Raw genomic sequence first — 20,981 nt, 5'->3', positions numbered from 1 at the left:
CCCACCCCACCCGGCTCGCCGATCTTGCACTTCCTGTCGTGACAAAAGGTGCCTAGGTCTGCAAATCGGCAACACAAAGTGCAAGATCTCGGGGAGCGGGGAGCGGGGAGCGGGGAGCGGGGAGCGGGGAGCGGGTTAGCGGGGTTGTTCGGCGTTGCGGGCTATGTTGCGGGCCATTCCGCCGAAGACCACAGCGTGGAACGGGGCCACCGACTTCCAGTAGGCGTGCCCCGGCAGGCCACGTGGCAGGAAGACGGCGCGTTGCTGGTAGCGGCTGCGGCCGTCGTCGGCCGGTAGTACCCGCATCTCCAGCCAGGCCCGGCCGGGTAGCCGCATCTCGGCGCGCAGTCGCAGCAACTCGCCCGGGACGATCTCCTCGACCCGCCAGAAGTCCAGCGCCTCACCGACCTGGAGGCGGTGTGGGTCGCGTCGACCGCGGCGCAGCCCGACCCCGCCGACCAGCCGGTCCAGCCAGCCGCGGATCGACCAGGCGAGGGGGAACGAGTACCAGCCGTGTTCGCCGCCGACGCCCTCGACGACCCGCCAGAGCGCCGCGGGCGGCGCATCCACGACCCGTTCCCGGACGTCGGTGTAGGCGGTGCCACCGGACCACACCGGGTCGGTGGGCAGTGGCTCGGCGGGCGCGTCCGGGCCGCTCGCGTTCGACCAGCGGGTCTCCACCTGGGCATCGCGCACCTTGGCCAGCGCCAGCGCCACCGCCTCGTCGAAGCCGGTCAGCCCGTCGGACGGGTCCGGGACGTAGCGGGCGATGTCGTGTTCGTGGGCGACCGCCTCGTGGATCAGGCTCTCCACCAGCGGGCGGGCGATCTTGTTCGGCACCGGGGTGATCAGACCGACCCAGTGCGAGGAGAGCGACGGGGTGAGCGGGCGGACCGGCACGATGATCCGCTGGCGCAGCCCGGCAACCCGGGCGTAGCGCTGCATCATCTCGCGGAAGGTCAGCACGTCCGGCCCGCCGACGTCGAAGCCCCGGTTGACCTCGGCCGGCAGGTCGGCACAGCCGGCCAGGTAGTGCAGCACGTCGCGGACCGCGATCGGTTGGATCCGGTTGCCGACCCAGCGTGGGGTGACCATGGCGGGCAGCCGCTCGGTCAGGTAGCGCAGCATCTCGAACGACGCCGAGCCGGACCCGATGATCACGGCGGCGCGGAGCACCGCCGTGGGCACCCCGCTCTCCAGCAGGATCCGACCGACCTCGGCACGGGACCGCAGGTGCGGGGAGGGCACCTCCGCGTCGGACGCCGGCTCCGGGCCGCCCAGGTAGACGATCCGCCGTACGCCGGCCGCGCGCGCCGCCGCCGCGAAGTTGGTCGCCGCCGTTCGGTCGGCCGCCTCGAAGTCGGACCGGCCCAACGAGTGCACCAGGAAGTACGCGACGTCCACGTCGGCGAACGCGGCGGCCAGCGTCTCCGGTCGACTCAGGTCCCCTTCGACGATTTCGGCCGCCGAGGCCCAGGGCACGTCGCGCAGCCGCACCGCCTTGCGGGCGAGGCAACGCACGGTGTGTCCGTCGGCGAGCAGCAGCGGCGTCAGCCGCCCGCCGATGTAGCCGGTCGCTCCGGTGACGAGGCATCTCACAGGTCCCAGTCTGCGGCCCCCTAGACTCGTTCGCTGTGGAGACCGAGACGAGCACCTTCTGGGGGCCGGATTTCGCGCAGCTCAGGGCCACTGATCCGGAGATCGCCGCTGTGGTCCTCGGCGAGCTGGACCGGTTGCGCGGCGGCTTGCAACTCATCGCCAGCGAGAACCTGACCTCGCCGGCGGTGCTGGCCGCGCTCGGCTCGACGCTGACCAACAAGTACGCCGAGGGTTACCCGGGCCGGCGCTACTACGGCGGCTGCGCCGAGGTGGACCGGGCCGAGGAGATCGGCATCGCCCGGGCCAAGGAGCTGTTCGGGGCCGAGCACGCCAACCTCCAGCCGCACTCCGGGGCGAGCGCCAACCTGGCCGCGTACGCCGCGTTGGTGCAGCCGGGGGACACGGTGCTGGCGATGGACCTGCCGCACGGCGGGCACCTCACCCACGGCAGCCGGGTGAACTTCTCCGGCAAGTGGTTCCACCCGGTCGGCTACCCGGTCCGGCCGGACACCGAGCAGATCGACTACGACGAGGTACGGGACCTGGCGCGGGCGCACCGACCCAAGCTGATCATCTGTGGGGCCACCGCGTACCCGCGTCTGATCGACTTCGCGCGGTTCCGGGAGATCGCCGACGAGGTCGGCGCGTACCTGATGGTGGACGCGGCGCACTTCATCGGCTTGGTCGCCGGCCGGGCGATCCCGTCCCCGGTGCCGTACGCCGATGTCGTCTGCGCCACCACCCACAAGGTGCTGCGCGGTCCGCGCGGCGGCATGATCCTGTGCCGTGAGTCGCTGGCCCAGCGGATCGACAAGGCGGTCTTCCCGTTCACCCAGGGCGGACCGCTGATGCACGCTGTCGCGGCCAAGGCGGTGGCGTTGCGCGAGGCCGCCCAGCCGGAGTTCCAGACGTACGCCCGGCAGGTAGTCAGCAACGCCCAGGCGCTCGCCGCCGGGCTGGCCGACGAGGGGATGCGCCCGGTGTCCGGTGGCACCGACACCCATCTCGCACTGATCGACCTGCGGGAGCTGGGGGTGACCGGCATCGAGGCCGAGCGACGCTGCGACGCCGCGTCGATCACCCTGAACAAGAACGCCATTCCGTACGATCCGCAGCCGCCGATGGTGGCCTCCGGCATCCGGGTGGGCACCCCGAGCGTCACCACTCAGGGGATGCGCGAGGGGGAGCTGCGCCAGGTGGCGACCCTGATCGCCCGTGCGGTGCGCACCGATCCCGGCGCCCCGGGCGGGGCCGACGAGCTGATCCGGCTGGGTGCCGAGGTGTCCGAGCTGGTAGCGGCGTTCCCGGCGTACCCCCGTGGCTGAGCCCGGGGTGGTCGAGCCGGGCACCGACCGGCGGTGGCGGCTGCGGCACCTGCCGGTGTTGCTCGGGGCGTCGGCGGCGCTCGCCGTTGTCGCCGCGGTGGTGGGCGGTGTGACCGGCGGCGTCACGGCCGCGCTCGGCGCGGCGGCCGGCGTGGGCGTCACGGTGCTCAGCTACACCCTCACCACTGTGGTGCTGGCCCGGGCCGACCAGGTCAACCCGCAGTTGCTGCTGCCGCTCGGGGTGGGCCTGTACGTGCTGAAGTTCAGCCTGCTGGGTGTGGTGCTGGTGGCTGTGGCGTCGACCGGTTGGCCCGGTTTGATCCCTCTCTGCCTTGGCATCGTCGCCGGGGTGGCAGTGTGGACAGCGGTACACCTCTGGTGGCTGACCGCGGTGCACGCTCGCCGGCCCCGCGGCTGACCTGGCGGTCGTCCCAACCAGCGGACGCGCCGCAATGTGTCGGCCTCCGGTCATTTTCCGACGGGCGGAAGGGGAGTAGCGTGCCCACAGACGACGGCGCCCACGAGAAGCCCACACAACGACGGTTGTGCGGGGGGTGAGGCACAGCCTCGTCTTCCCGGCTGATATCGTTCGCCCCGTCATGGCTGGTGACCAAACCCCCCGTCCCGCCGGTGAACCGGACGATTATCCGTCCGGCGCCGGTCAGGGTTGGACCGCGCTCAGCTACCTCATCGGAGGAATGCTCGTGTGGGGTTTCATCGGCTGGCTGGTCGACCAGTGGCTCGATACCGGTGGCGTCGCCACCGGCATCGGCGTCGTGCTCGGCGTGACCGGGGGGATCATCCTCGTCGTCCGTCGGCTCGGCACGCCTACTTAGGAAGGGACACGGTGTTCGGACAGGCGAACGTTCTGGCAGCGGGCCAGGCGGCATTCCCACCCAGTGTGGACGACTTCTACCTGCCCGCGATCGCGCCCTGGGGTGTGGAGAACGCTCCGTGGTTCACCAAGTTCACGCTGATGATCTGGATCGCGGTCGGCGTTCTGATCATCTTCTTCCTGGCGACGTACCGGAACCCGAAGTTGGTGCCGACCAAGAAGCAGTGGTTCGCCGAGTCGATCTACGGCTTCGTCCGGAACAACATCTCGGTCGACATGATCGGTCACCAGGGCGTGCGGTTCGCTCCCTACTTCACGACGCTGTTCTGCTTCGTGTTGCTGACGAACGCGTTCGCGATCATTCCGTTGTTCCAGATCTCGCCGAACTCGCACATCGCCTTCCCGGCGATCCTCGCGGTTATCAGCTACGTGCTGTTCAACTACATCGGCATCCGGCACCACGGCTTCGGCAAATACTTCAAGCACGCCCTGATCCCGCCGGCACCGTGGTACATCCTGCCGCTGCTGATCCCGATCGAGGCGTTCTCGACCTTCATCATCCGGCCGTTCTCGCTGGCCGTTCGTCTCTTCGCCAACATGTTCGCCGGCCACATGCTCCTGCTGGTCTTCACGCTCGGCGGCTTCGCGATGCTCAACGCCAACGCCTGGCTGGCGCCGATCTCGGTGGTCTCCTGGGTGATGACCGTGGCGCTGACCCTCCTCGAGGCGCTGGTCATCGTCCTGCAGGCCTACGTCTTCACCGTGCTGAGCGCCAGCTACATCCAGGGTGCGCTCGCCGAAGAGCACTGATCCACGCACCAACCGTTGTCGTCCCGCGTGAGAGTCACGCGTGATAACCAGGAGGAACCACTAATGGATTACGTCGCCGCGGTAGAGGGCAGCACCGCCGCCATCGGCTACGGCCTCGCGGCCATCGGCCCGGGCATCGGCGTTGGCCTGGTCTTCGCCGCCTACATCCAGTCGACCGCCCGGCAGCCCGAGTCGTCGCGCATGACCCTGCCGTACGTCTGGATCGGCTTCGCCGTCATCGAGGCGCTCGCGCTGTTCGGCATCGCCTTCGGCTTCATCTGGGCCGGCTGATTCCGCCCCTTCCGACCGGGAGGTCACCCATGTTGTTCCTCCTCGCCGCCGAGGGTGGTGAGTCAGAGCACAACCCGATCATTCCGATCTGGCAAGAGATCGTGGTCGGCACGGTCGCCTTCGCCGTGCTCTGCTTCGTGCTGATGAAGTTCGTCTTCCCGCGTATGGAGCAGACGTTCCAGGCTCGGGTCGACGCGATCGAGGGCGGCATCAAGCGCGCCGAGGCCGCCCAGGCCGAGGCGAACCAGCTGCTCGAGCAGTACCGTGCCCAGCTCGCTGAGGCCCGGACCGACGCCGCCAAGATCCGTGACGACGCGCGGGCCGACGCCGAGGGCATCCGGCAGGACATCCTCGCCAAGGCGCGGGAAGAGTCCGACCGGGTCATCCAGGCGGGCAAGGACGCGCTCGCCGCCGAGCGGGCCACCATCGTGCGCGAGCTGCGCGCGGAGGTCGGCACGATCGCGGTGGACCTGGCCAGCAAGATCGTTGGCGAGTCGCTGGCCGACGAGGCGCGGCGCAAGGGCACCGTCGACCGGTTCCTGAGCGGTCTCGAGAGCACGGGGGCCCGCTGATGCAGGCCGCCAGCCGGGAGTCGTACAAGGCCGGGGCCGAGCGCCTCGACGCGTACGTCCGCGGCGCGGAGCCGTCGGCGGTGGCCTCCACCGCCGACGCCATCCTCTCCGTGGCGACCCTGCTGCGGCGCGAGCCGCGGCTGCGCCGGGCGCTCTCCGACCCGGCCCGGTCCGGTGCGGATCGCGGCGCTCTGCTCGGCGACATGCTGGGCGGGCGGATCGGCGCTGACGCGCTCGACCTGCTCGTGTCGCTGGTCTCCGGCCGGTGGTCGGCACCGTCGGAGCTACTCGACGGCACCGAGCGCCTCGGCGTGGAGGCGCTGCTGGCCAGCGCCGACTCCGCCGGCGAGCTGGGCGAGGTCGAGGACGAGCTGTTCCGCTTCGGCCAGGTCGTGACCGGTCAGTCGGCGCTGAGCAACGCGCTCGCCGACCCGGTCGCCCCGGTCGAGCAGCGGACCACCCTGGCCCGCGAGCTGCTCGCCGACAAGGCCCTTCCGGTCACCGTCCGCCTCGTCGAGGTCGCGCTCGGCGGGTTCGGGGGACGTTCCTTCACCGGGGCGCTCACCCGGCTGGTCGAGCTCGCCGCCGAACGGCGTGACCGGCAGGTGGCGTACGTGACCGTCGCGGCCCCGTTGAGTGACGAGGACGAGCGTCGGCTGGGTGCGAGCCTCACCGCGATATACGGTCGGGAGGTCTCCGTCAAGCAGACGGTCGACCCCGCCGTCCTCGGTGGCGTGAGCGTCCGGGTCGGTTCCGACCTGTACGACGGCACCATCCTGCGCCGCCTCAACGAGACCCGCAACGCGCTCGCGAAGCGCTGATCGGCTGCACCGCCCCGTGTTGGGGCGGTGTGTCGCCCAGCATCGGGGCGGATCCGCCGCCCAGCGCCCGGATTGACAGACGCCATTCGGACCGGTTGGTACTAGGTATCCCGGGCCCCTGAATTTTAAGGAAGCAGAGGATGGCCGAGCTGACCATCTCGACGGAGGAGATTCGCGGCGCCCTGGAGCGCTACGTCTCCTCTTACTCGTCCGACGTCTCCCGCGAGGAGGTCGGCACCGTCGCCGACACCGGCGACGGTATCGCCCACGTCGAGGGCCTGCCCTCGACCAAGACCAACGAGCTCCTGGAGTTCGAGGACGGCACGCTCGGCGTGGCGTTGAACCTCGACGTCCGGGAGATCGGCGTCGTCGTCCTCGGTGACTCCGCCAAGCTGGAGGAGGGGCAGCGGGTCAAGCGCACCGACCGGGTGCTCTCCGTGCCCGTCGGCGATGCCTTCCTCGGCCGCGTGGTCAACGCGCTCGGCCAACCGATCGACGGCCTCGGCGACATCGCCGACGAGGGCTACCGCGAGCTGGAGCTGCAGGCTCCGAACGTGATGTCCCGGCAGTCGGTGTTCGAGCCGCTGCAGACCGGCATCAAGGCGATCGACGCGATGACCCCGATCGGTCGGGGCCAGCGGCAGCTGATCATCGGCGACCGGAAGACCGGCAAGACCACTGTCGCCCTGGACGCCATCCTCAACCAGCGGGACAACTGGCGCACCGGCGACCCGAAGAAGCAGGTTCGCTGCATCTACGTCGCCATCGGCCAGAAGGCCTCCACCATCGCCTCCATCAAGGGGCAGTTGGAGGAGGCGGGCGCGATGGAGTACACCACCATCGTGGCCTCCCCGGCGTCCGACCCGGCCGGCTTCAAGTACATCGCCCCGTACACCGGCTCGTCCATCGGGCAGCACTGGATGTACGGCGGCAAGCACGTCCTGATCGTCTTCGACGACCTGAGCAAGCAGGCCGAGGCGTACCGGGCCGTGTCGCTGCTGCTGCGTCGCCCGCCGGGCCGTGAGGCGTACCCGGGCGACGTCTTCTACCTGCACTCGCGTCTGCTGGAGCGTTGCGCGAAGCTCTCCGACGAGCTGGGTGGCGGCTCGATGACCGGTCTGCCGATCATCGAGACGAAGGCCAACGACATCTCGGCCTTCATCCCGACCAACGTCATCTCGATCACCGACGGCCAGATCTTCCTGGAGACCGACCTGTTCAACCAGGGCGTCCGTCCGGCGATCAACGTCGGTACCTCGGTCTCCCGGGTCGGTGGCGCCGCGCAGGTGAAGCCGATGCGTAAGGTCGCCGGTTCGCTGCGTCTCAACCTGGCCCAGTACCGCGAGCTGGAGGCGTTCGCCGCCTTCGCCTCCGACCTGGACAAGGCCTCCCGGGCACAGCTGGACCGCGGTGTCCGGCTGGTCGAGCTGCTCAAGCAGCCGAACTACTCGCCGTACCCGGTGCAGGAAGAGGTCGTCTCGGTCTGGGCCGGCACCGAGGGCAAGCTGGACGACATCCCGGTGGGTGAGGTCCGGCGCTTCGAGTCGGAGTTCCTCCAGTACCTGCGGCACAAGCACGCGGGTGTGCTGGCCGGGATCGCCGACAACCAGTGGGGCGACGACATCGTCGGCTCGCTGGACAACGCGATCAGCGAGTTCAAGCAGGTCTTCCTCGGCAAGGACGACGAGCGCAAGGTCAACGACGCGCCGGCCGCGCCGCTGGAGGGCGAGGAGAACCGCGAGACGGTGACCCGCTTCCGCGACGGCGCGACCGACCGCCCGGCCGAGAGCTGATCCCATGGCGGCCCAGGTACGCGTTCTTCGTCAACGGATCCGCTCGGCGAAGTCGATGAAGAAGATCACCAAGGCGATGGAGCTCGTGGCGACGAGCCGGATCGCCAAGGCCCAGGCCCGGGTGCAGGCGTCCCTGCCGTACGCCCAGGCCATCACCGGCGTGCTCACGGCGCTGGCGTCCAACGCGCGGATCGACCACCCGCTGCTCACCCCGCGCGAGCGGGTGCGCCGGGCGGGCGTCCTGTTGGTCACCAGCGACCGTGGCCTGGCCGGCGGCTACAGCGCCAACGCGATCAAGATGGCGGAGTCGCTGATCGCGCGGCTCAAGGCGGACGGCAAGGAGCCGGTGCTCTACGTCATCGGGCGTAAGGGCGTCGGGTTCTACCGGTTCCGCAACCGGCCGATCGAGGCCAACTGGACGGGCTTCAGCGAGCAGCCCTCGTTCGAGGACGCCCGCACTGTGGGTGAGACGCTGATCAAGGCGTTCACGGCCGGCGCGGACGATGTCGACGGCGGTGCAGGCGCGGACGGGGTGCTCGGCGTCGACGAGTTGCACATCGTCTACACCGAGTTCCACTCGCTGATGACGCAGAACCCGGTCACCAAGATCATTGGTCCGATGCAGGTGGAGGACCGGCCGCGCTCCGAGGGGCTGCTGCCGGCGTACGAGTTCGAGCCGGAGGCGGAGGCGCTGCTCGACGCGCTCCTGCCGAGGTACATCAACACGCGGATCTACGCGGCGTTGATCGAGTCGGCGGCGAGTGAGTCGGCGGCACGGCGGCGGGCGATGAAGAGCGCCACCGACAACGCCGAAGACATGATCGAGAAGTACACGCGTGAGATGAACTCGGCTCGCCAGGCCGGGATCACCCAGGAGATCAGCGAGATCGTCGGCGGCGCCAACGCGCTGGCCGCGTCGGGAAGTGAAGTGTGATGACTGCACCAGTAGAGACCAAGACGGCCACGGGTCGCGTGGTCCGGGTCATCGGCCCGGTCGTCGACGCCGAGTTCCCGCGCGACGCCATGCCGGCCCTGTTCAACGCCCTGAACGTGACGGTGAACCTGTCCGGCGGTGAGAAGACGCTGACCCTGGAGGTTGCCCAGCACCTGGGTGACAACCTGGTCCGTGCCATCTCGATGCAGCCGACGGACGGCCTGGTCCGCGGCGCGGAGGTGCGCGACCGCGGTAAGCCGATCACCGTTCCGGTGGGCGACGCCGTCAAGGGCCACGTGTTCAACGCGATCGGCGAGGTGCTCAACCTCAAAGAGGGCGAGACCCTGACCCCGGACGACCACTGGGGTATCCACCGCAAGGCCCCGGCCTTCGCGGACCTGGAGCCGAAGACCGAGATGCTGGAGACCGGCATCAAGGTCATCGACCTGCTCGCCCCGTACGTCAAGGGCGGCAAGATCGGCCTGTTCGGCGGCGCGGGTGTGGGCAAGACGGTGCTCATCCAGGAGATGATCACCCGGGTTGCCCGCAACTTCGGTGGTACCTCGGTCTTCGCCGGCGTGGGTGAGCGCACCCGTGAGGGCAACGACCTCATCGCCGAGATGACCGAGTCCGGCGTCATCGACAAGACCGCGCTGGTCTACGGCCAGATGGACGAGCCGCCGGGCACCCGGCTGCGGGTGGCGCTCTCCGCGCTGACCATGGCGGAGTACTTCCGGGACGTGAAGAAGCAGGAGGTGCTGCTCTTCATCGACAACATCTTCCGCTTCACGCAGGCCGGCTCGGAGGTCTCCACCCTGCTCGGCCGTATGCCGAGCGCCGTGGGTTACCAGCCGACCCTGGCCGACGAGATGGGCGAGCTCCAGGAGCGGATCACCTCCGTCCGGGGCCAGGCCATCACCTCCATGCAGGCGATCTACGTGCCGGCGGACGACTACACCGACCCCGCCCCGGCCACCACGTTCGCCCACCTGGACGCGACCACCAACCTGGAGCGGTCGATCTCCGACAAGGGCATCTACCCGGCCGTGGACCCGCTGGCGTCCTCGTCCCGGATCCTCGCCCCGGAGTTCGTCGGCGCCGAGCACTTCCAGGTGGCCACCGAGGTGAAGCGGATCCTGCAGCGCTACAAGGACCTGCAGGACATCATCGCCATCCTCGGTATCGAGGAGCTCTCCGAGGAAGACAAGATCACCGTGGCTCGCGCCCGGCGGATCGAGCGCTTCCTGTCGCAGAACACCTACGCGGCGGAGCAGTTCACCGGCGTACCGGGCTCGACGGTCCCGATCAAGGAGACCATCGAGGCGTTCCGGAAGATCAGCGAGGGTGAGTACGATCACTTCCCCGAGCAGGCGTTCTTCATGTGCGGCGGCCTCGAGGACCTTGAGAAGAAGGCTGAGGAGCTGATGAAGGGCTGACCAGCCCTCGTCCGATCTGTAGCAAAAAGACTGCCCCGGCAATGCCGGGGCAGTCTTTTGTTCATGTTCGCGTCCTACCATCGTCGCGGTCCGTTACTCGTGGTCGTCACTTTGGAGGCTCCCGAGCTACGGTTCGTTCCGCGCTCACCTGAACGAGCGTTGATCTTTGCAACCTTTCGGCGACGTGCGCCCGTCTTCCTCGTCGTGGGCGTAACGAACGGAGATGCTCGTGGGTGAGGCCGGCAAGCGTGGCCGCAAGCGGTCCATCTGGCGAGGTGTGCCGCGGTGGGCCAGGATCTGCACTGTGTTCGGCACCGTGCTGGCCGTGCTCAGCGGCGCCGTGCTGGTCGGCACCGAGGTGCTGATGGCCCGCTACGAGGGGTCCGTCGGCAAGGCAGACCTCTTCGGCGACCAGGCCGCGGGCGCCCAGGCGAAGAAGAGCGACATCAAGGGCCCGCTCAACATCCTGCTCGTCGGCATCGACCCGCGTACGCCGACGGCCGCGCCGCTGGCCGACTCGATCATGGTGCTGCACGTGCCCGCCTCGATGGACCGGGCCTACCTGTTCTCGCTGCCACGTGACCTCTACGTGCACATTCCGGAGTTCAAGAGGGCCAACTTCCCGGGCGAGACCACGAAGATCAACGCCGCCATGTCGTTCGGCAGCAGGGTGCCGGGGGCCAACCCCGACGCGGCAAGCGGGTTCGAGCTGCTGGCCACCACCGTGCAGAAGGTGACCGGCATCAAGCGCTTCGACGCGGGCGCGATCATCAACTTCACCGGCTTCCAGAAGATCGTCGACGCCATGGGTGGAGTCGACATGTACATCGAGCGCGACGTGAAGTCAGAGCACAAGCAGCCGGACGGCAAGCCGCGGCCGGGCAACACCCGCGGTGAGGGCTACGTCGGCCCGCAGGCGCTCTACAAGAAGGGCAACCAGCACCTGAGTGGGTGGCAGGCGTTGGACTACGTCCGGCAGCGCTACCCGAAGAACGGCGTTCCGGATTCCGACTACGGCCGGCAACGCCACCAGCAGCAGTTCGTCAAGGCCATGGTCGGCCAGGCCTTCAGCGCCGATGTGGTGTCCAACCCGATCAAGCTGGACAAGGTGCTCCGCGCCGCCGGTCAGTCGCTGATCTTCAGCGGTCGGGGCAACAGTGTTGTCGACTTCGGGCTCGCCCTGAAGGACATCCGTCCGAACACCATCGAGATGATCAAGCTGCCCGGTGGTGGGGTCTTCGACGGCAAGAAATACCTGGGCGAACAGTTCCAGGAGGGGGTCCCGGACTTTTTCACCGCCCTGCACAACGAACAACTGGACCCGTTCCTGCTGGAGCACCCGGAATTCGTGAACAAGGCCAAGTAGTCAGGGCGGCGTTGTCCCCACCCGCGTTGGGCGCGCCGCGTCGTCAGGCTAGACTTTCGGCAATCCGTAGCCGCAGCAAGGAGACAGCGTGGCACAGCAGCTTCACGTCGAGCTCGTCGCCGTCGAGGAGAAGGTCTGGTCCGGTGACGCCGAGATGGTCGTCGCCCGGACGACCGAAGGCGAGCTCGGTGTCCTGCCGGGGCACGCGCCGCTACTCGGCCAGCTCGCCGAGCCCGGCCAGGTACGCATCAAGCTCGCCGGCGGTGAGCAGGTCGCCTACGAGGTGGCCGGCGGCTTCCTCTCGGTGAGCGCCGACGGTGTCACAGTGCTGGCCGAGAGCGCAACCCCGGTCTCCGCGCAGAGCCGCTGAGCCACACCGGGGATGGAGATCGTCGAAGGATTCGGAATCGGCGTTGTCGTCATCCTCGGCGCGCTACTGATCCTCTTCGTCCGGCGAGCTCTGGTCACCCGCAGCGGTGGCATCATCCGGCTCAGCGTCCGGGTCTCCACCATGCTCGACGGCCGCGGCTGGTCGCCCGGCTTCGGCCGGTTCGCCGGTGACGAGCTGCGCTGGTACCGGATGTTCAGCTTCGCGATCCGGCCCAAGCGGGTGCTCTCCCGCAAGGGGTTGGCAGTGGAGCGCCGCCGGTTGCCCGAAGGTCAGGAGCGGTTCTCCATGCCGGCCGACTGGGTGATTCTCCGCTGTACCAGTCACCACGCACCGGTGGAGATCGCCATGGCGCGATCGACGGTCACCGGTTTTCTCTCCTGGCTCGAGGCCGCCCCTCCGGGGGCGGTCTCGCCGCGTATGGCCTCCCAGGACTGGCCTGCTGCCTGATCGGCTCTTCGGTGGTTGCTGGTGGCGTTCGTGGTCGCTCTTGTGGTTTCCGGGGGAGCCCGCCCGGCTCCGGGCGGTCAGGCTTGATCCCTGCGCCGGGCGGGCTTCCCCGGAAACCCCTCGTTGTCGCTGTGCGTCGGTCCGACGCGGCCTTGATCACCTGCCGTACCGGTGCGGCTGAGTCCCGCCTCCGCAGTGCGCGCCGCGAGCCGGCCTGCTCGGCGAGCGCGTCGGGTGGGCTGATCGACTCGGCTTTCTTGATGTCGGGGTGTTCTGGTGGCTGGGATGCCCCGACATCAAGAAACCGGAGTCGATCTAGGCGCTGGTCGGCGTGGCTCGCCGACGAGTCGGCCCTGGCTACGCGTGGTGGCCGGCAGAGTGGGAACCCAGACCTTGACGTGGTGCGGAGCGCCCGACGTTCAGCGCTTGCCGCCCGGCACCCATAGCACGTCCCCTGCCGGATTTGCCGTTCTTGACAGGATAAACAGCAGATCGGAGAGCCGGTTGAGATACTTTGCCGGGAGCGTGCTGGTTCGTTCCGGATCGTGGCTCACCAGCGCCCACGCTGCCCGTTCGGCACGCCGGGCGACGGTCCGCGCCACGTGCAGCAGCGCCGCACCTGCGGTGCCGCCGGGGAGGATGAAGGAGTCGAGCTTGCTCAGGCGTGCGTTGTACTCGTCGCACCAGCCCTCCAGGCGCTCGACGTACTCCTCGGTCACCCGCAGCGGCGGGTACTTCGGCTCCGGCTCGACCGGGGTGGCCAGGTCGGCGCCGACGTCGAACAGGTCGTTCTGCACCGACCCCAGCACGCCGCGAAGCTCCTCGTCGAGGTCTCCCAGCGCGAGCGCGACGCCGATCGCCGCGTTGCACTCGTCGACATCCGCGTACGCGGCGATCCGTGGATCGGTCTTCGGCACCTGCTCGTTGTTGCTCAGCCTGGTCATGCCGGCGTCGCCGGCCTTTGTGTAGATGCGCGTGAGGTGGACGGCCATGACGCACAGCCTACGGATTCCCGACCTGACGATCCCGGCGCGGCCGGACAGCACCGCCGGCTGGCCGGTGGTGGTGGGCCCCGGCGACGCCGGCGATTCGGCGGTCAACGATGTCGACGTCATCCGGGTACGCGGTGACGCCCGACTGTCCGGCACCGTGCACGTTGTCGGTGCCAAGAACTCGGCGTTGAAGTTGATGGCCGCCGCGCTGCTCGCGCCGGGCCGCAGCGTGATCACCAACGTCCCCCGGATCACCGACATCGCGATCATGGGGGAGGTGCTGCGTCGGCTGGGCTGCGACGTCCAGTTCGACGCCGACGACCCGGTCGACCCGATGGTCGCCAGGGGCGGCGTGGCCCGGTCCCGGTCGGTGACGATCGACGTGCCCGAGCAGCCGGGCGCGGAGGCCGACTACGACCTGGTCCGACGGTTGCGCGCGTCGATCTGCGTGCTCGGCCCTTTGCTGGCCCGCCGAGGGTACGTGCGGGTGGCCCATCCCGGCGGCGACGCGATCGGGTCGCGGGGGTTGGACATGCACATCTCCGGGCTGACCCGGATGGGCGCGGAGATCTCCGGTGAGCACGGGTTCGTCATCGCCTCCGCCCCGCACGGTCTGCGTGGCGCTGACATCGTGCTGGATTTCCCCAGCGTCGGCGCGACCGAGAACCTGGTGATGGCGGCGGTACTGGCCCAGGGCACCACGATGATCGACAACGCGGCCCGGGAGCCGGAGATCGTCGACATCTGCACGATGCTCAAGCAGATGGGCGCGCGCATCGTCGGCGCGGGCACGTCCACGTTGCGGATCACCGGTGTGCCTGGTCTGCGTCCGGTGCGCCACGCGACGGTGGGGGACCGGATCGTCGCCGGCACCTGGGCGTTCGGCGCCGCGATGACCCGGGGCGACGTGACGGTGACCGGGCTGGACCCGGCCTTCCTGGAGGTCGCCCTGGACAAGGTGGTGGCCGCAGGCGGGCTGGTGGAGACCCGGGGAGACGGCTTCCGTGTACGGATGGACGAGCGACCACGGGCGGTGGACGTGGTGACGCTGCCGTACCCCGGCTTCGCCACCGACCTGCTGCCGATGGCGATCGGGCTGGCGGCCGTCAGCGACGGTGCCTCCCTGATCACCGAGAACATCTTCGACGGCCGGTTCATGTTCGCCAACGAGATGATGCGGCTCGGCGCGGACATCAAGACCGACGGGCATCACGCGGTGGTCCGGGGACGAGGCCGGCTCTCCGGTGCCCCGGTGCGGGCCACCGACATCCGGGCCGGCGCGGGGCTGATCATTGCCGGGCTCTGCGCGCAGGGGGTCACCGAGGTCTCCCACGTGCACCACGTCGACCGGGGCTACCCGGACTTCGTTGCCGACCTACGTGCGCTCGGGGTGGCTGTCGAGCGGGGCACCACGCCGGAGGAGCCGGCACTGGAGATCTGACGCCCCCGCCACTTAGTCATCGTTCAGTCTCGCCGACTAGGGTGCAGGCAGGCACTCAATCGCAGCGAGGGAGAAGCAGATGGCGGGTCGACTCGCGGTCGTCGGGGCCGGGTTGATGGGTTCCGGCATCGCCCAGGTGGCGGCGCAGGCGGGCTGGCAGGTGACGCTGCGCGACCTGGACGACGCGGCCACCACCCGGGGTCTGGGCGGTATTCGGAAGTCACTGGAGAAGTTCGCCGAGAAGGGCAAGATCGAGGCGTCCGAGGTCGAGGCGACGCTGGCTCGGATCACCCCGACCACCGACCTGGAGGCGGCGGCGGACGCGGACATCGTGGTCGAGGCGGTATTCGAGCGCCTGGAGATCAAGCACGAGGTGTTCCGCGCCCTGGACAAGATCTGCAAGTCGGACGCGGTGCTCGCCACCAACACGTCGGCGATCCCGGTCACCCAGATCGCCGCGGTGACCGAGCGGCCCGAGGCTGTCGTCGGCACGCACTTCTTCTCCCCGGTGCCGATGATGCAGCTCTGCGAGCTGGTACGCGGTTACAAGACCAGCGACGCCACGCTGGACACCGCGCGGGTCTTCGCCGAGGAGATCGGCAAGACGGTCGTGGTGGTGAACCGGGACATCGCCGGCTTCGTCACCACCCGGCTGATCTCCGCCCTGGTGATGGAGGCGGTCAAGCTGGTCGAGTCCGGCGTGGTGTCCGCGGAGGACCTGGACACCGCCTGCCGGCTGGGCTTCGGGCACGCGATGGGCCCGCTGGCCACCACCGACCTGACCGGGGTGGACGTGCTGCTGCACGCCTCGAAGAACATCTACACCGACACCGCCGACGAGAAGTTCTTCCCGCCGGAGCTGCTCCAGCGGATGGTCACCGCCGGTGACCTGGGCCGCAAGACCGGCAAGGGCTTCTACACGTACTGAGTGGTGGCGGCCGGGGCGGGCACCCGCCCCGGCCGGCCGCTCAGCCGTCGCGCTTGGTGGTCCAGCGGAAGGTGGTCAGGCAGACCACCGCACCGATCACGCACCAGAGAGCCAGCACCACCGCCACCCGGCCCAGCTCGAACGAGCCGCCCGGTTCCTGGGCTCCGAAGCTCTCCGGCAGGAAGACCGACCGGAGCCCCTGGCACATCCACTTGAGCGGGAACAGCGCCGCCACCTGCTGCATCCAGGTGGGCAGGTCGGTGAAGACGAAGAACACCCCGGAGATGAACTGAAGGATCAGGGACACCGGGGTGACCACCGCCGAGCCGCTGCGGGCGGTGCTGGCCACCGACGAGATGGCGATGCCGCACAGGGTGCACGCGATCACCCCGAGCACGGCGACCCAGCCGAAGGTGAGCCACTTCCCGGCGGTGCCCGGCAGGTCGAGGTCGAACAGCGCCACCGCGAAGGCCAGCAGCAGCGCCGTCTCGGCGATGCCGATCACCACCACCATGATCACCTTGCCGGCGAACCAGACCCACTTCGGCATCGGCGTGCCCCGGTAGCGCTTGAGCACGCCCCGGTCCCGCTCGACCGGGATCCAGATGCCGAGGTTCTGGAAGCTCACAGTCATCAGGCCGGTCGCGATCATGCCGGTGATGAAGTACTGCGTGAACTTCACCCCACCGCCGATCGTCCCATGGAAGATCGACGCGAAGATCAGGATCATGATGATCGGGAAGCCCATGGTGAAGACCACCGACTCCCGGCTGCGCAGGAACTGGGTGATCTCCAGCCGGCCCTGGCGCAGGGCGAGCGCGCCGGCCCCCGGCCTCCGCCCGCGAGTCGCGGTGACCGGCGTCGCCGGCTTCGTCGTAGTCGTCATCGCGCGTGTCCGATCATGGTGAGGTAGACGTCCTCCAGGGTCGGCCGGGTCACCGTGAGCCCGGGGACCTCGCCGCCGTGGCGCGCCGCCAGGTCGGCCACGAAGGCCGTTGGCGTCGCGCTCTGCGCACTTTCCAGCGTCCCTTCGGGGGTACGCCAGGAGACCGTCGCGAGGGCGTCCTGCCGATTGCCCAGCCGGTTCGGGGCGGCCACCTCGACCAGCCGGCCGCCGGCGATCACGCCGACCCGGTCGGCGAGCGCTTCCGCCTCGTCCAGGTAGTGGGTGGTGAGCACGATTGTGGTGCCGGCGGCGGCCAGGTCGCGGATCAGCTCCCAGAACTCGCGACGCGCCTCCGGGTCGAAGCCGGTGGTCGGCTCGTCGAGGAAGAGCAGCTCCGGCCGGCCGACGATGCCCAGTGCCACGTCCAGGCGGCGCTTCTGCCCGCCGGAGAGGGTGTGTGTGCGGGCCTTCGCCTTGCCGGCCAGCCCGACCCGCTCGATCACCTTCGCCGGGTCGTCGGCGTCGAGGTAGAAGCCAGAGAAGTGCCGAACCACCTCGGCCACCGTCAGCTCGTCGAACTCGCCGGTGCCCTGGAGCACGATGCCGACCCGGGAACGCCACTCGGCGTCCGTGTGGGCCGGGTCCGTGCCGAGCACTGAGACCTCGCCGGCATCCCGGTGTCGGTACCCCTCAAGGATCTCCACCGTGGTGGTCTTGCCGGCGCCGTTCGGGCCGAGCAACGCGAACACCTCGCCACGGCGCACGTCGAGATCCACGCCCGCCACCGCTGCGTTGTCGCCGTACGCCTTGCGCAGCCCTCGGACGGAGATGGCCAGCTCGTCATCCATGCCGTCCAGTGTGCGTCCTGACCCGCCCTGCGTGGTGCCCGGGGTGTGGCGTTCCGCGCCACTGCGGGAACTTGACACCCGGACGTCCCCGACATGGACCTGTGTGGTTTTCCACAGCTCCTTTTACTGAACGGTAACTTAGACTCCGGCCATGGATGAGACGGCATTCCCGGGGCGGCTGCCCGAGCGGGACCGCCCGTGGGTGATGCGCACCTACGCCGGCCACTCGTCGGCCGCGGCGACCAACGCCCTCTTCCGCCGCAACCTGGCGAAGGGGCAGACCGGCCTGTCGGTCGCCTTCGACCTGCCCACCCAGACCGGGTACGACCCGGACCACGAACTCGCCGCCGGTGAGGTCGGACGGGTCGGCGTGCCGGTGACCCACCTCGGCGACATGCGGGCGCTCTTCGACGGTCTCCCCCTCGCCGACACGAACACCTCGATGACCATCAACGCCCCGGCGATGTGGCTGCTCGCCCTGTACGGCACCGTCGGGCTGGAGCAGGGCGCCGACCTGACCCGCTGCGCCGGCACCACCCAGAACGACATCATCAAGGAGTACCTGTCCCGGGGCACCTACATCTTTCCGCCGGCCGCCTCGCTGCGGCTCACCGCCGACGTGGTGGCGTACACGTTGCGTGAGATGCCCCGGTGGAACCCCGTGAACATCTGCTCGTACCACCTCCAGGAGGCCGGCGCCACGCCAGTGCAGGAGGTCGGCTTCGCCCTGGCCACCGCGGTCGCCGTGCTCGACGCGGTCCGTGACTCCGGTCAGGTGCCCGCCGAACGGATGGGCGACGTGGTCCAGCGGATCTCGTTCTTCGTCAACGCCGGGGTGCGCTTCGTCGAGGAGATCGCCAAGATGCGCGCGTTCGGCGTGCTCTGGGACGACATCACCCGGGACCGGTACGGGGTGACCGACGCCAGACAACGGCGGTTCCGCTACGGCGTACAGGTCAACTCTCTCGGCCTCACCGAGGCGCAGCCGGAGAACAACATCCAGCGCATCGTGCTGGAGATGCTCGGCGTGACGATGTCCCGCGACGCCCGGGCCCGCGCGGTCCAACTGCCCGCCTGGAACGAGGCGCTCGGCCTGCCCCGCCCCTGGGACCAGCAGTGGTCGCTGCGGATGCAGCAGGTCCTGGCGTACGAGTCGGACCTGCTCGAATACCCCGACCTGTTCGCGGGCTCGCACGTGATGACCGCGCTGGTGGACGAGGTCGTCACCGGGGCGCGGGTCGAGCTGGACAAGGTGCTGGAGCTGGGCGGCGTCGTCGCCGCGGTGGAAACCGGCTACCTCAAGAGCGCGCTGGTCGCGTCGCTGGCCGAGCGCCGTCGGCGGATGGAGTCCGGTGCCGACGTGGTGGTCGGGGTCAACCGGTACACCGAGACCGAACCCTCCCCGCTGACCGCCGCCGGCGCGGACGCCGTCGAGCAGGTCGATCCCGCCGTCGAGGCGGCCGCCGTGGACGGCGTACGCCGGTGGCGGGCCGACCGGGACGCGGCCGTCGTCGACGCGGCGCTGGCCCGGCTGCGCGCGGACGCCGCGACCAGCACCAACCTGATGCCGGCCACAGTGGAGTGCGTGCGGGCCGGGGTGACCACCGGCGAGTGGGCCGGCGCGCTGCGCCAGGTCTTCGGCGAGTACCGGGCGCCGACCGGCCTGGCCGGTGCCACCGGCGGCGGCGGGGAGCCGGGACTCGCGGCGGTCCGCGAGCGGGTCACCGCCACCGCGCGGGAGTTGGGCAGCGGCCGGCTGCGGCTGCTGGTCGGCAAACCCGGCCTGGACGGGCACTCCAACGGCGCGGAGCAGATCGCGGTACGGGCCCGCGACGCCGGCTTCGAGGTCGTCTACCAGGGCATCCGGTTGACCGCGGGGCAGATCGTCGCCGCCGCCGTGGAGGAGGACGTCGACCTGGTCGGGCTCTCAGTGCTCTCCGGGTCGCACCTGGCCGCCGTGCCCGCGGTGCTCGACGGGCTGCGCGCCGCCGGCCGGGCGGACCTGCCGGTGGTGGTGGGCGGCATCATCCCGGCCAGTGACGCGGACACCCTCCGGGCGGCCGGGGTCGCCCGGGTCTTCACCCCGAAGGACTTCGCCCTCACCGGCATCATCGACGACCTGGTGACTGTCATCCGTCACGCCAACGACCTGCCGTGATCGAAGGCTGTTCCGGCAGGTCGGCGGCGGGTGTGGGTCAGCGGCCGGCGTAGGTCATGCAGTCGGCCATGTCGTTGTCCGGGCCGACCCTGATCGACGCCGCGTGGCACTCCAACTGCTCGTTGTGCCGGCAGTCGGCGCGTTGGCAGGCGCCCACCTGCGCGATCAGGCTCTCCACGCCGCCCCGGACGGGCGACTCGACGAAGGTGTGGCAGTGGGCGTGATCCATGCTGCCGATGGTGATCGCGAAGGCGTGGCAGTCACCCGACTGGTTGTACGCGCACGCGGCGACCACACATTCCTGGACTCGGGGCATCTCCAACGCTGCGGTCATGCCGACCTCCTCTAGGCTCTTGCCCCGATACTAGGCTTTTGTCAGCCTGGGGAAGCCCGGTATGCCGGGCCGCCGATCCGCCGTGTCAGACGCGGAAGCCGGCGGCGCGGGCGGCCTCCCGTTCGCGGCGTCGTTCGGATCGACGACGGAAGAACCAGAAGACGAAGAACGCCAGGCCGACCAGGACGACGAGCACCAGCACCGGCAGGATGATCGCCACCAGGGAGACCACCACGCTGGTGGCGTCCTCGGCGGTGCTGGCGACCGGCGCGCCGATCCCGGCGGTGGTCGCGTTGATCACCGGGCGGGCCGCGGATTTGAGCAGGTGCACGCCCAACGCCAGCAGTACGCCGGTGACGACCGGCACCCACTGGTGGGATGAGAAGAAGCTCCCCGGGTCGCTGACCGTCACCGTCTCCGACGAGGAGCCGGCGCCGAAGGCAAGGCCACCGGCGGTGGGTCGGACCACTGTCTGCACCACGTCGTTGATGTGGTCGACCACTGGCACCTTGTCCGCCACCATCTCCACGGCGAGCAGCACGGCCATGATGGCGATGACCCAGCCGTTGCCGAGCCAGGTCCAGCCGCTGGGCAGGTCGATCAGGTCGGTGTAACGGCCGAGTAGACCGAGGATGAGCAGGGGTATGTAGGCGTTCAGCCCCGCCGAGGCGGCGAGACCGGTGCCGGTGAGGACTTCGAACACGGTCTCAGCATCGCATCGACGCGCCAGTGCCGCTCGCTGGCGACCGGTGGGTGCTCGGCTACCCTCGTCGG

General features: G+C 69.5%; 22 protein-coding genes. 16 read left to right on the top strand and 6 right to left on the bottom strand.

Translation table 11 applies throughout. The features are described from left to right. Positions 1-135 precede the first annotated feature (135 nt). The gene (locus MED01_RS22490; RefSeq protein WP_238670537.1) at positions 136-1,599 is read right to left on the bottom strand and encodes an SDR family oxidoreductase; all 1,464 of its coding nucleotides are present in this window, start codon (positions 1,597-1,599) and stop codon (positions 136-138) included. Positions 1,600-1,634: 35 nt separating this feature from the next. Between MED01_RS22490 and glyA the strand changes: the two genes are divergently transcribed. From glyA to MED01_RS22425, 13 genes are all read left to right on the top strand, one after another. Continuing rightward, positions 1,635-2,924, top strand: a complete 1,290-nt coding sequence (glyA, locus tag MED01_RS22485) for a serine hydroxymethyltransferase (RefSeq protein WP_308193537.1) — start codon at positions 1,635-1,637, stop codon at positions 2,922-2,924. Continuing rightward, on the top strand, positions 2,917-3,342 hold the full coding sequence (locus MED01_RS22480; RefSeq protein WP_238670536.1) for a hypothetical protein: 426 nt from the start codon (positions 2,917-2,919) through the stop codon (positions 3,340-3,342). The genes glyA and MED01_RS22480 overlap by 8 nt, the downstream gene beginning before the upstream one ends. A gap of 181 nt (positions 3,343-3,523) precedes the next feature. After that, positions 3,524-3,760, top strand: coding sequence for an AtpZ/AtpI family protein (locus tag MED01_RS22475; protein WP_091405894.1), 237 nt, complete (start codon positions 3,524-3,526; stop codon positions 3,758-3,760). Positions 3,761-3,771: 11 nt separating this feature from the next. Beyond that, positions 3,772-4,569, top strand: coding sequence for a F0F1 ATP synthase subunit A (atpB, locus tag MED01_RS22470; RefSeq protein WP_091405892.1), 798 nt, complete (start codon positions 3,772-3,774; stop codon positions 4,567-4,569). Between the two features lie 63 nt (positions 4,570-4,632). Then, complete coding sequence (locus MED01_RS22465) at positions 4,633-4,860, top strand: ATP synthase F0 subunit C (RefSeq protein WP_074314047.1); 228 nt, start codon at positions 4,633-4,635, stop codon at positions 4,858-4,860. A 32-nt stretch (positions 4,861-4,892) separates the two neighbouring features. Further along, the gene (locus MED01_RS22460; protein ID WP_091406472.1) at positions 4,893-5,432 is read left to right on the top strand and encodes a F0F1 ATP synthase subunit B; all 540 of its coding nucleotides are present in this window, start codon (positions 4,893-4,895) and stop codon (positions 5,430-5,432) included. Further along, on the top strand, positions 5,432-6,253 hold the full coding sequence (locus tag MED01_RS22455) for a F0F1 ATP synthase subunit delta (RefSeq protein WP_238670535.1): 822 nt from the start codon (positions 5,432-5,434) through the stop codon (positions 6,251-6,253). The genes MED01_RS22460 and MED01_RS22455 overlap by 1 nt, the downstream gene beginning before the upstream one ends. A 140-nt stretch (positions 6,254-6,393) precedes the next feature. Further along, a complete protein-coding gene (gene atpA / locus MED01_RS22450) occupies positions 6,394-8,046 on the top strand; it encodes a F0F1 ATP synthase subunit alpha (RefSeq protein ID WP_238670534.1) in 1,653 nt (550 codons plus the stop codon). A gap of 4 nt (positions 8,047-8,050) precedes the next feature. Next, positions 8,051-8,980: a F0F1 ATP synthase subunit gamma gene (locus MED01_RS22445; RefSeq protein ID WP_238670533.1), complete on the top strand. Its 930-nt coding sequence runs from the start codon at positions 8,051-8,053 to the stop codon at positions 8,978-8,980. Continuing rightward, on the top strand, positions 8,980-10,416 hold the full coding sequence (atpD, locus tag MED01_RS22440) for a F0F1 ATP synthase subunit beta (RefSeq protein WP_238670532.1): 1,437 nt from the start codon (positions 8,980-8,982) through the stop codon (positions 10,414-10,416). The genes MED01_RS22445 and atpD overlap by 1 nt, the downstream gene beginning before the upstream one ends. 223 nt (positions 10,417-10,639) lie before the next feature. Then, positions 10,640-11,782: an LCP family protein gene (locus MED01_RS22435; protein WP_238670531.1), complete on the top strand. Its 1,143-nt coding sequence runs from the start codon at positions 10,640-10,642 to the stop codon at positions 11,780-11,782. A gap of 88 nt (positions 11,783-11,870) precedes the next feature. Continuing rightward, positions 11,871-12,152 carry a F0F1 ATP synthase subunit epsilon gene (locus tag MED01_RS22430; RefSeq protein WP_030333186.1) on the top strand — a complete coding sequence of 94 codons (282 nt, stop codon included), beginning with the start codon at positions 11,871-11,873 and terminating at the stop codon, positions 12,150-12,152. A 12-nt stretch (positions 12,153-12,164) separates the two neighbouring features. Beyond that, positions 12,165-12,620, top strand: coding sequence for a DUF2550 domain-containing protein (locus MED01_RS22425; protein ID WP_124857610.1), 456 nt, complete (start codon positions 12,165-12,167; stop codon positions 12,618-12,620). 419 nt (positions 12,621-13,039) lie between these two features. Here MED01_RS22425 and MED01_RS22420 read toward each other — a convergent pair whose 3' ends face one another. After that, positions 13,040-13,612 carry a cob(I)yrinic acid a,c-diamide adenosyltransferase gene (locus tag MED01_RS22420; protein WP_238670530.1) on the bottom strand — a complete coding sequence of 191 codons (573 nt, stop codon included), beginning with the start codon at positions 13,610-13,612 and terminating at the stop codon, positions 13,040-13,042. Here MED01_RS22420 and murA point away from each other — a divergent pair. Together murA and MED01_RS22410 are read left to right on the top strand one after the other, a co-directional pair. Beyond that, positions 13,611-15,053, top strand: coding sequence for a UDP-N-acetylglucosamine 1-carboxyvinyltransferase (murA, locus tag MED01_RS22415; protein WP_238670529.1), 1,443 nt, complete (start codon positions 13,611-13,613; stop codon positions 15,051-15,053). The two genes, MED01_RS22420 and murA, sit on opposite strands and share 2 nt — an antisense overlap. Before the next feature lie 79 nt (positions 15,054-15,132). After that, complete coding sequence (locus MED01_RS22410; protein WP_124773549.1) at positions 15,133-15,981, top strand: 3-hydroxyacyl-CoA dehydrogenase family protein; 849 nt, start codon at positions 15,133-15,135, stop codon at positions 15,979-15,981. A 40-nt stretch (positions 15,982-16,021) separates the two neighbouring features. Here the strand turns inward: MED01_RS22410 and MED01_RS22405 are convergent, their stop codons facing one another. After that, entirely contained in the window at positions 16,022-16,867 is an 846-nt protein-coding gene (locus MED01_RS22405) for an ABC transporter permease (protein WP_238670528.1), read from the bottom strand. After that, on the bottom strand, positions 16,864-17,715 hold the full coding sequence (locus MED01_RS22400) for an ABC transporter ATP-binding protein (RefSeq protein ID WP_238670527.1): 852 nt from the start codon (positions 17,713-17,715) through the stop codon (positions 16,864-16,866). Before MED01_RS22400 ends, MED01_RS22405 begins: the two co-directional genes overlap by 4 nt. Positions 17,716-17,866: 151 nt before the next feature. Between MED01_RS22400 and MED01_RS22395 the strand changes: the two genes are divergently transcribed. Further along, positions 17,867-19,873, top strand: a complete 2,007-nt coding sequence (locus tag MED01_RS22395) for an ethylmalonyl-CoA mutase (protein WP_238670526.1) — start codon at positions 17,867-17,869, stop codon at positions 19,871-19,873. Positions 19,874-19,910: 37 nt separating this feature from the next. Here MED01_RS22395 and MED01_RS22390 read toward each other — a convergent pair whose 3' ends face one another. Further along, positions 19,911-20,207, bottom strand: a complete 297-nt coding sequence (locus MED01_RS22390; protein WP_203120485.1) for a DUF1540 domain-containing protein — start codon at positions 20,205-20,207, stop codon at positions 19,911-19,913. Positions 20,208-20,292: 85 nt separating this feature from the next. After that, a complete protein-coding gene (locus MED01_RS22385; protein WP_238670525.1) occupies positions 20,293-20,910 on the bottom strand; it encodes a DUF4126 domain-containing protein in 618 nt (205 codons plus the stop codon). Positions 20,911-20,981 lie beyond the last annotated feature (71 nt).

The sequence above is a fragment of the Micromonospora alfalfae genome, assembly GCF_022230925.1.
GTDB lineage: Bacteria > Actinomycetota > Actinomycetes > Mycobacteriales > Micromonosporaceae > Micromonospora > Micromonospora alfalfae.
Note: the sequence above shows the minus strand (reverse complement) of the source record. Positions and strands in the feature narration are given on the sequence as shown.

Coding starts and splice junctions, on each gene's coding strand:
- MED01_RS22445 (WP_238670533.1), top strand. CDS start 8,051: ATGGCGGCCCAGGTACGCGTTCTTCGTCAACGGATCCGCTCGGCGAAG.
- MED01_RS22410 (WP_124773549.1), top strand. CDS start 15,133: ATGGCGGGTCGACTCGCGGTCGTCGGGGCCGGGTTGATGGGTTCCGGC.
- murA (WP_238670529.1), top strand. CDS start 13,611: ATGACGCACAGCCTACGGATTCCCGACCTGACGATCCCGGCGCGGCCG.
- MED01_RS22425 (WP_124857610.1), top strand. CDS start 12,165: ATGGAGATCGTCGAAGGATTCGGAATCGGCGTTGTCGTCATCCTCGGC.
- MED01_RS22390 (WP_203120485.1), bottom strand. CDS start 20,207: ATGACCGCAGCGTTGGAGATGCCCCGAGTCCAGGAATGTGTGGTCGCC.
- MED01_RS22455 (WP_238670535.1), top strand. CDS start 5,432: ATGCAGGCCGCCAGCCGGGAGTCGTACAAGGCCGGGGCCGAGCGCCTC.
- MED01_RS22465 (WP_074314047.1), top strand. CDS start 4,633: ATGGATTACGTCGCCGCGGTAGAGGGCAGCACCGCCGCCATCGGCTAC.
- MED01_RS22395 (WP_238670526.1), top strand. CDS start 17,867: ATGGATGAGACGGCATTCCCGGGGCGGCTGCCCGAGCGGGACCGCCCG.
- atpD (WP_238670532.1), top strand. CDS start 8,980: ATGACTGCACCAGTAGAGACCAAGACGGCCACGGGTCGCGTGGTCCGG.
- MED01_RS22405 (WP_238670528.1), bottom strand. CDS start 16,867: ATGACGACTACGACGAAGCCGGCGACGCCGGTCACCGCGACTCGCGGG.
- atpA (WP_238670534.1), top strand. CDS start 6,394: ATGGCCGAGCTGACCATCTCGACGGAGGAGATTCGCGGCGCCCTGGAG.
- MED01_RS22400 (WP_238670527.1), bottom strand. CDS start 17,715: ATGGATGACGAGCTGGCCATCTCCGTCCGAGGGCTGCGCAAGGCGTAC.
- MED01_RS22420 (WP_238670530.1), bottom strand. CDS start 13,612: ATGGCCGTCCACCTCACGCGCATCTACACAAAGGCCGGCGACGCCGGC.
- MED01_RS22475 (WP_091405894.1), top strand. CDS start 3,524: ATGGCTGGTGACCAAACCCCCCGTCCCGCCGGTGAACCGGACGATTAT.
- MED01_RS22435 (WP_238670531.1), top strand. CDS start 10,640: ATGCTCGTGGGTGAGGCCGGCAAGCGTGGCCGCAAGCGGTCCATCTGG.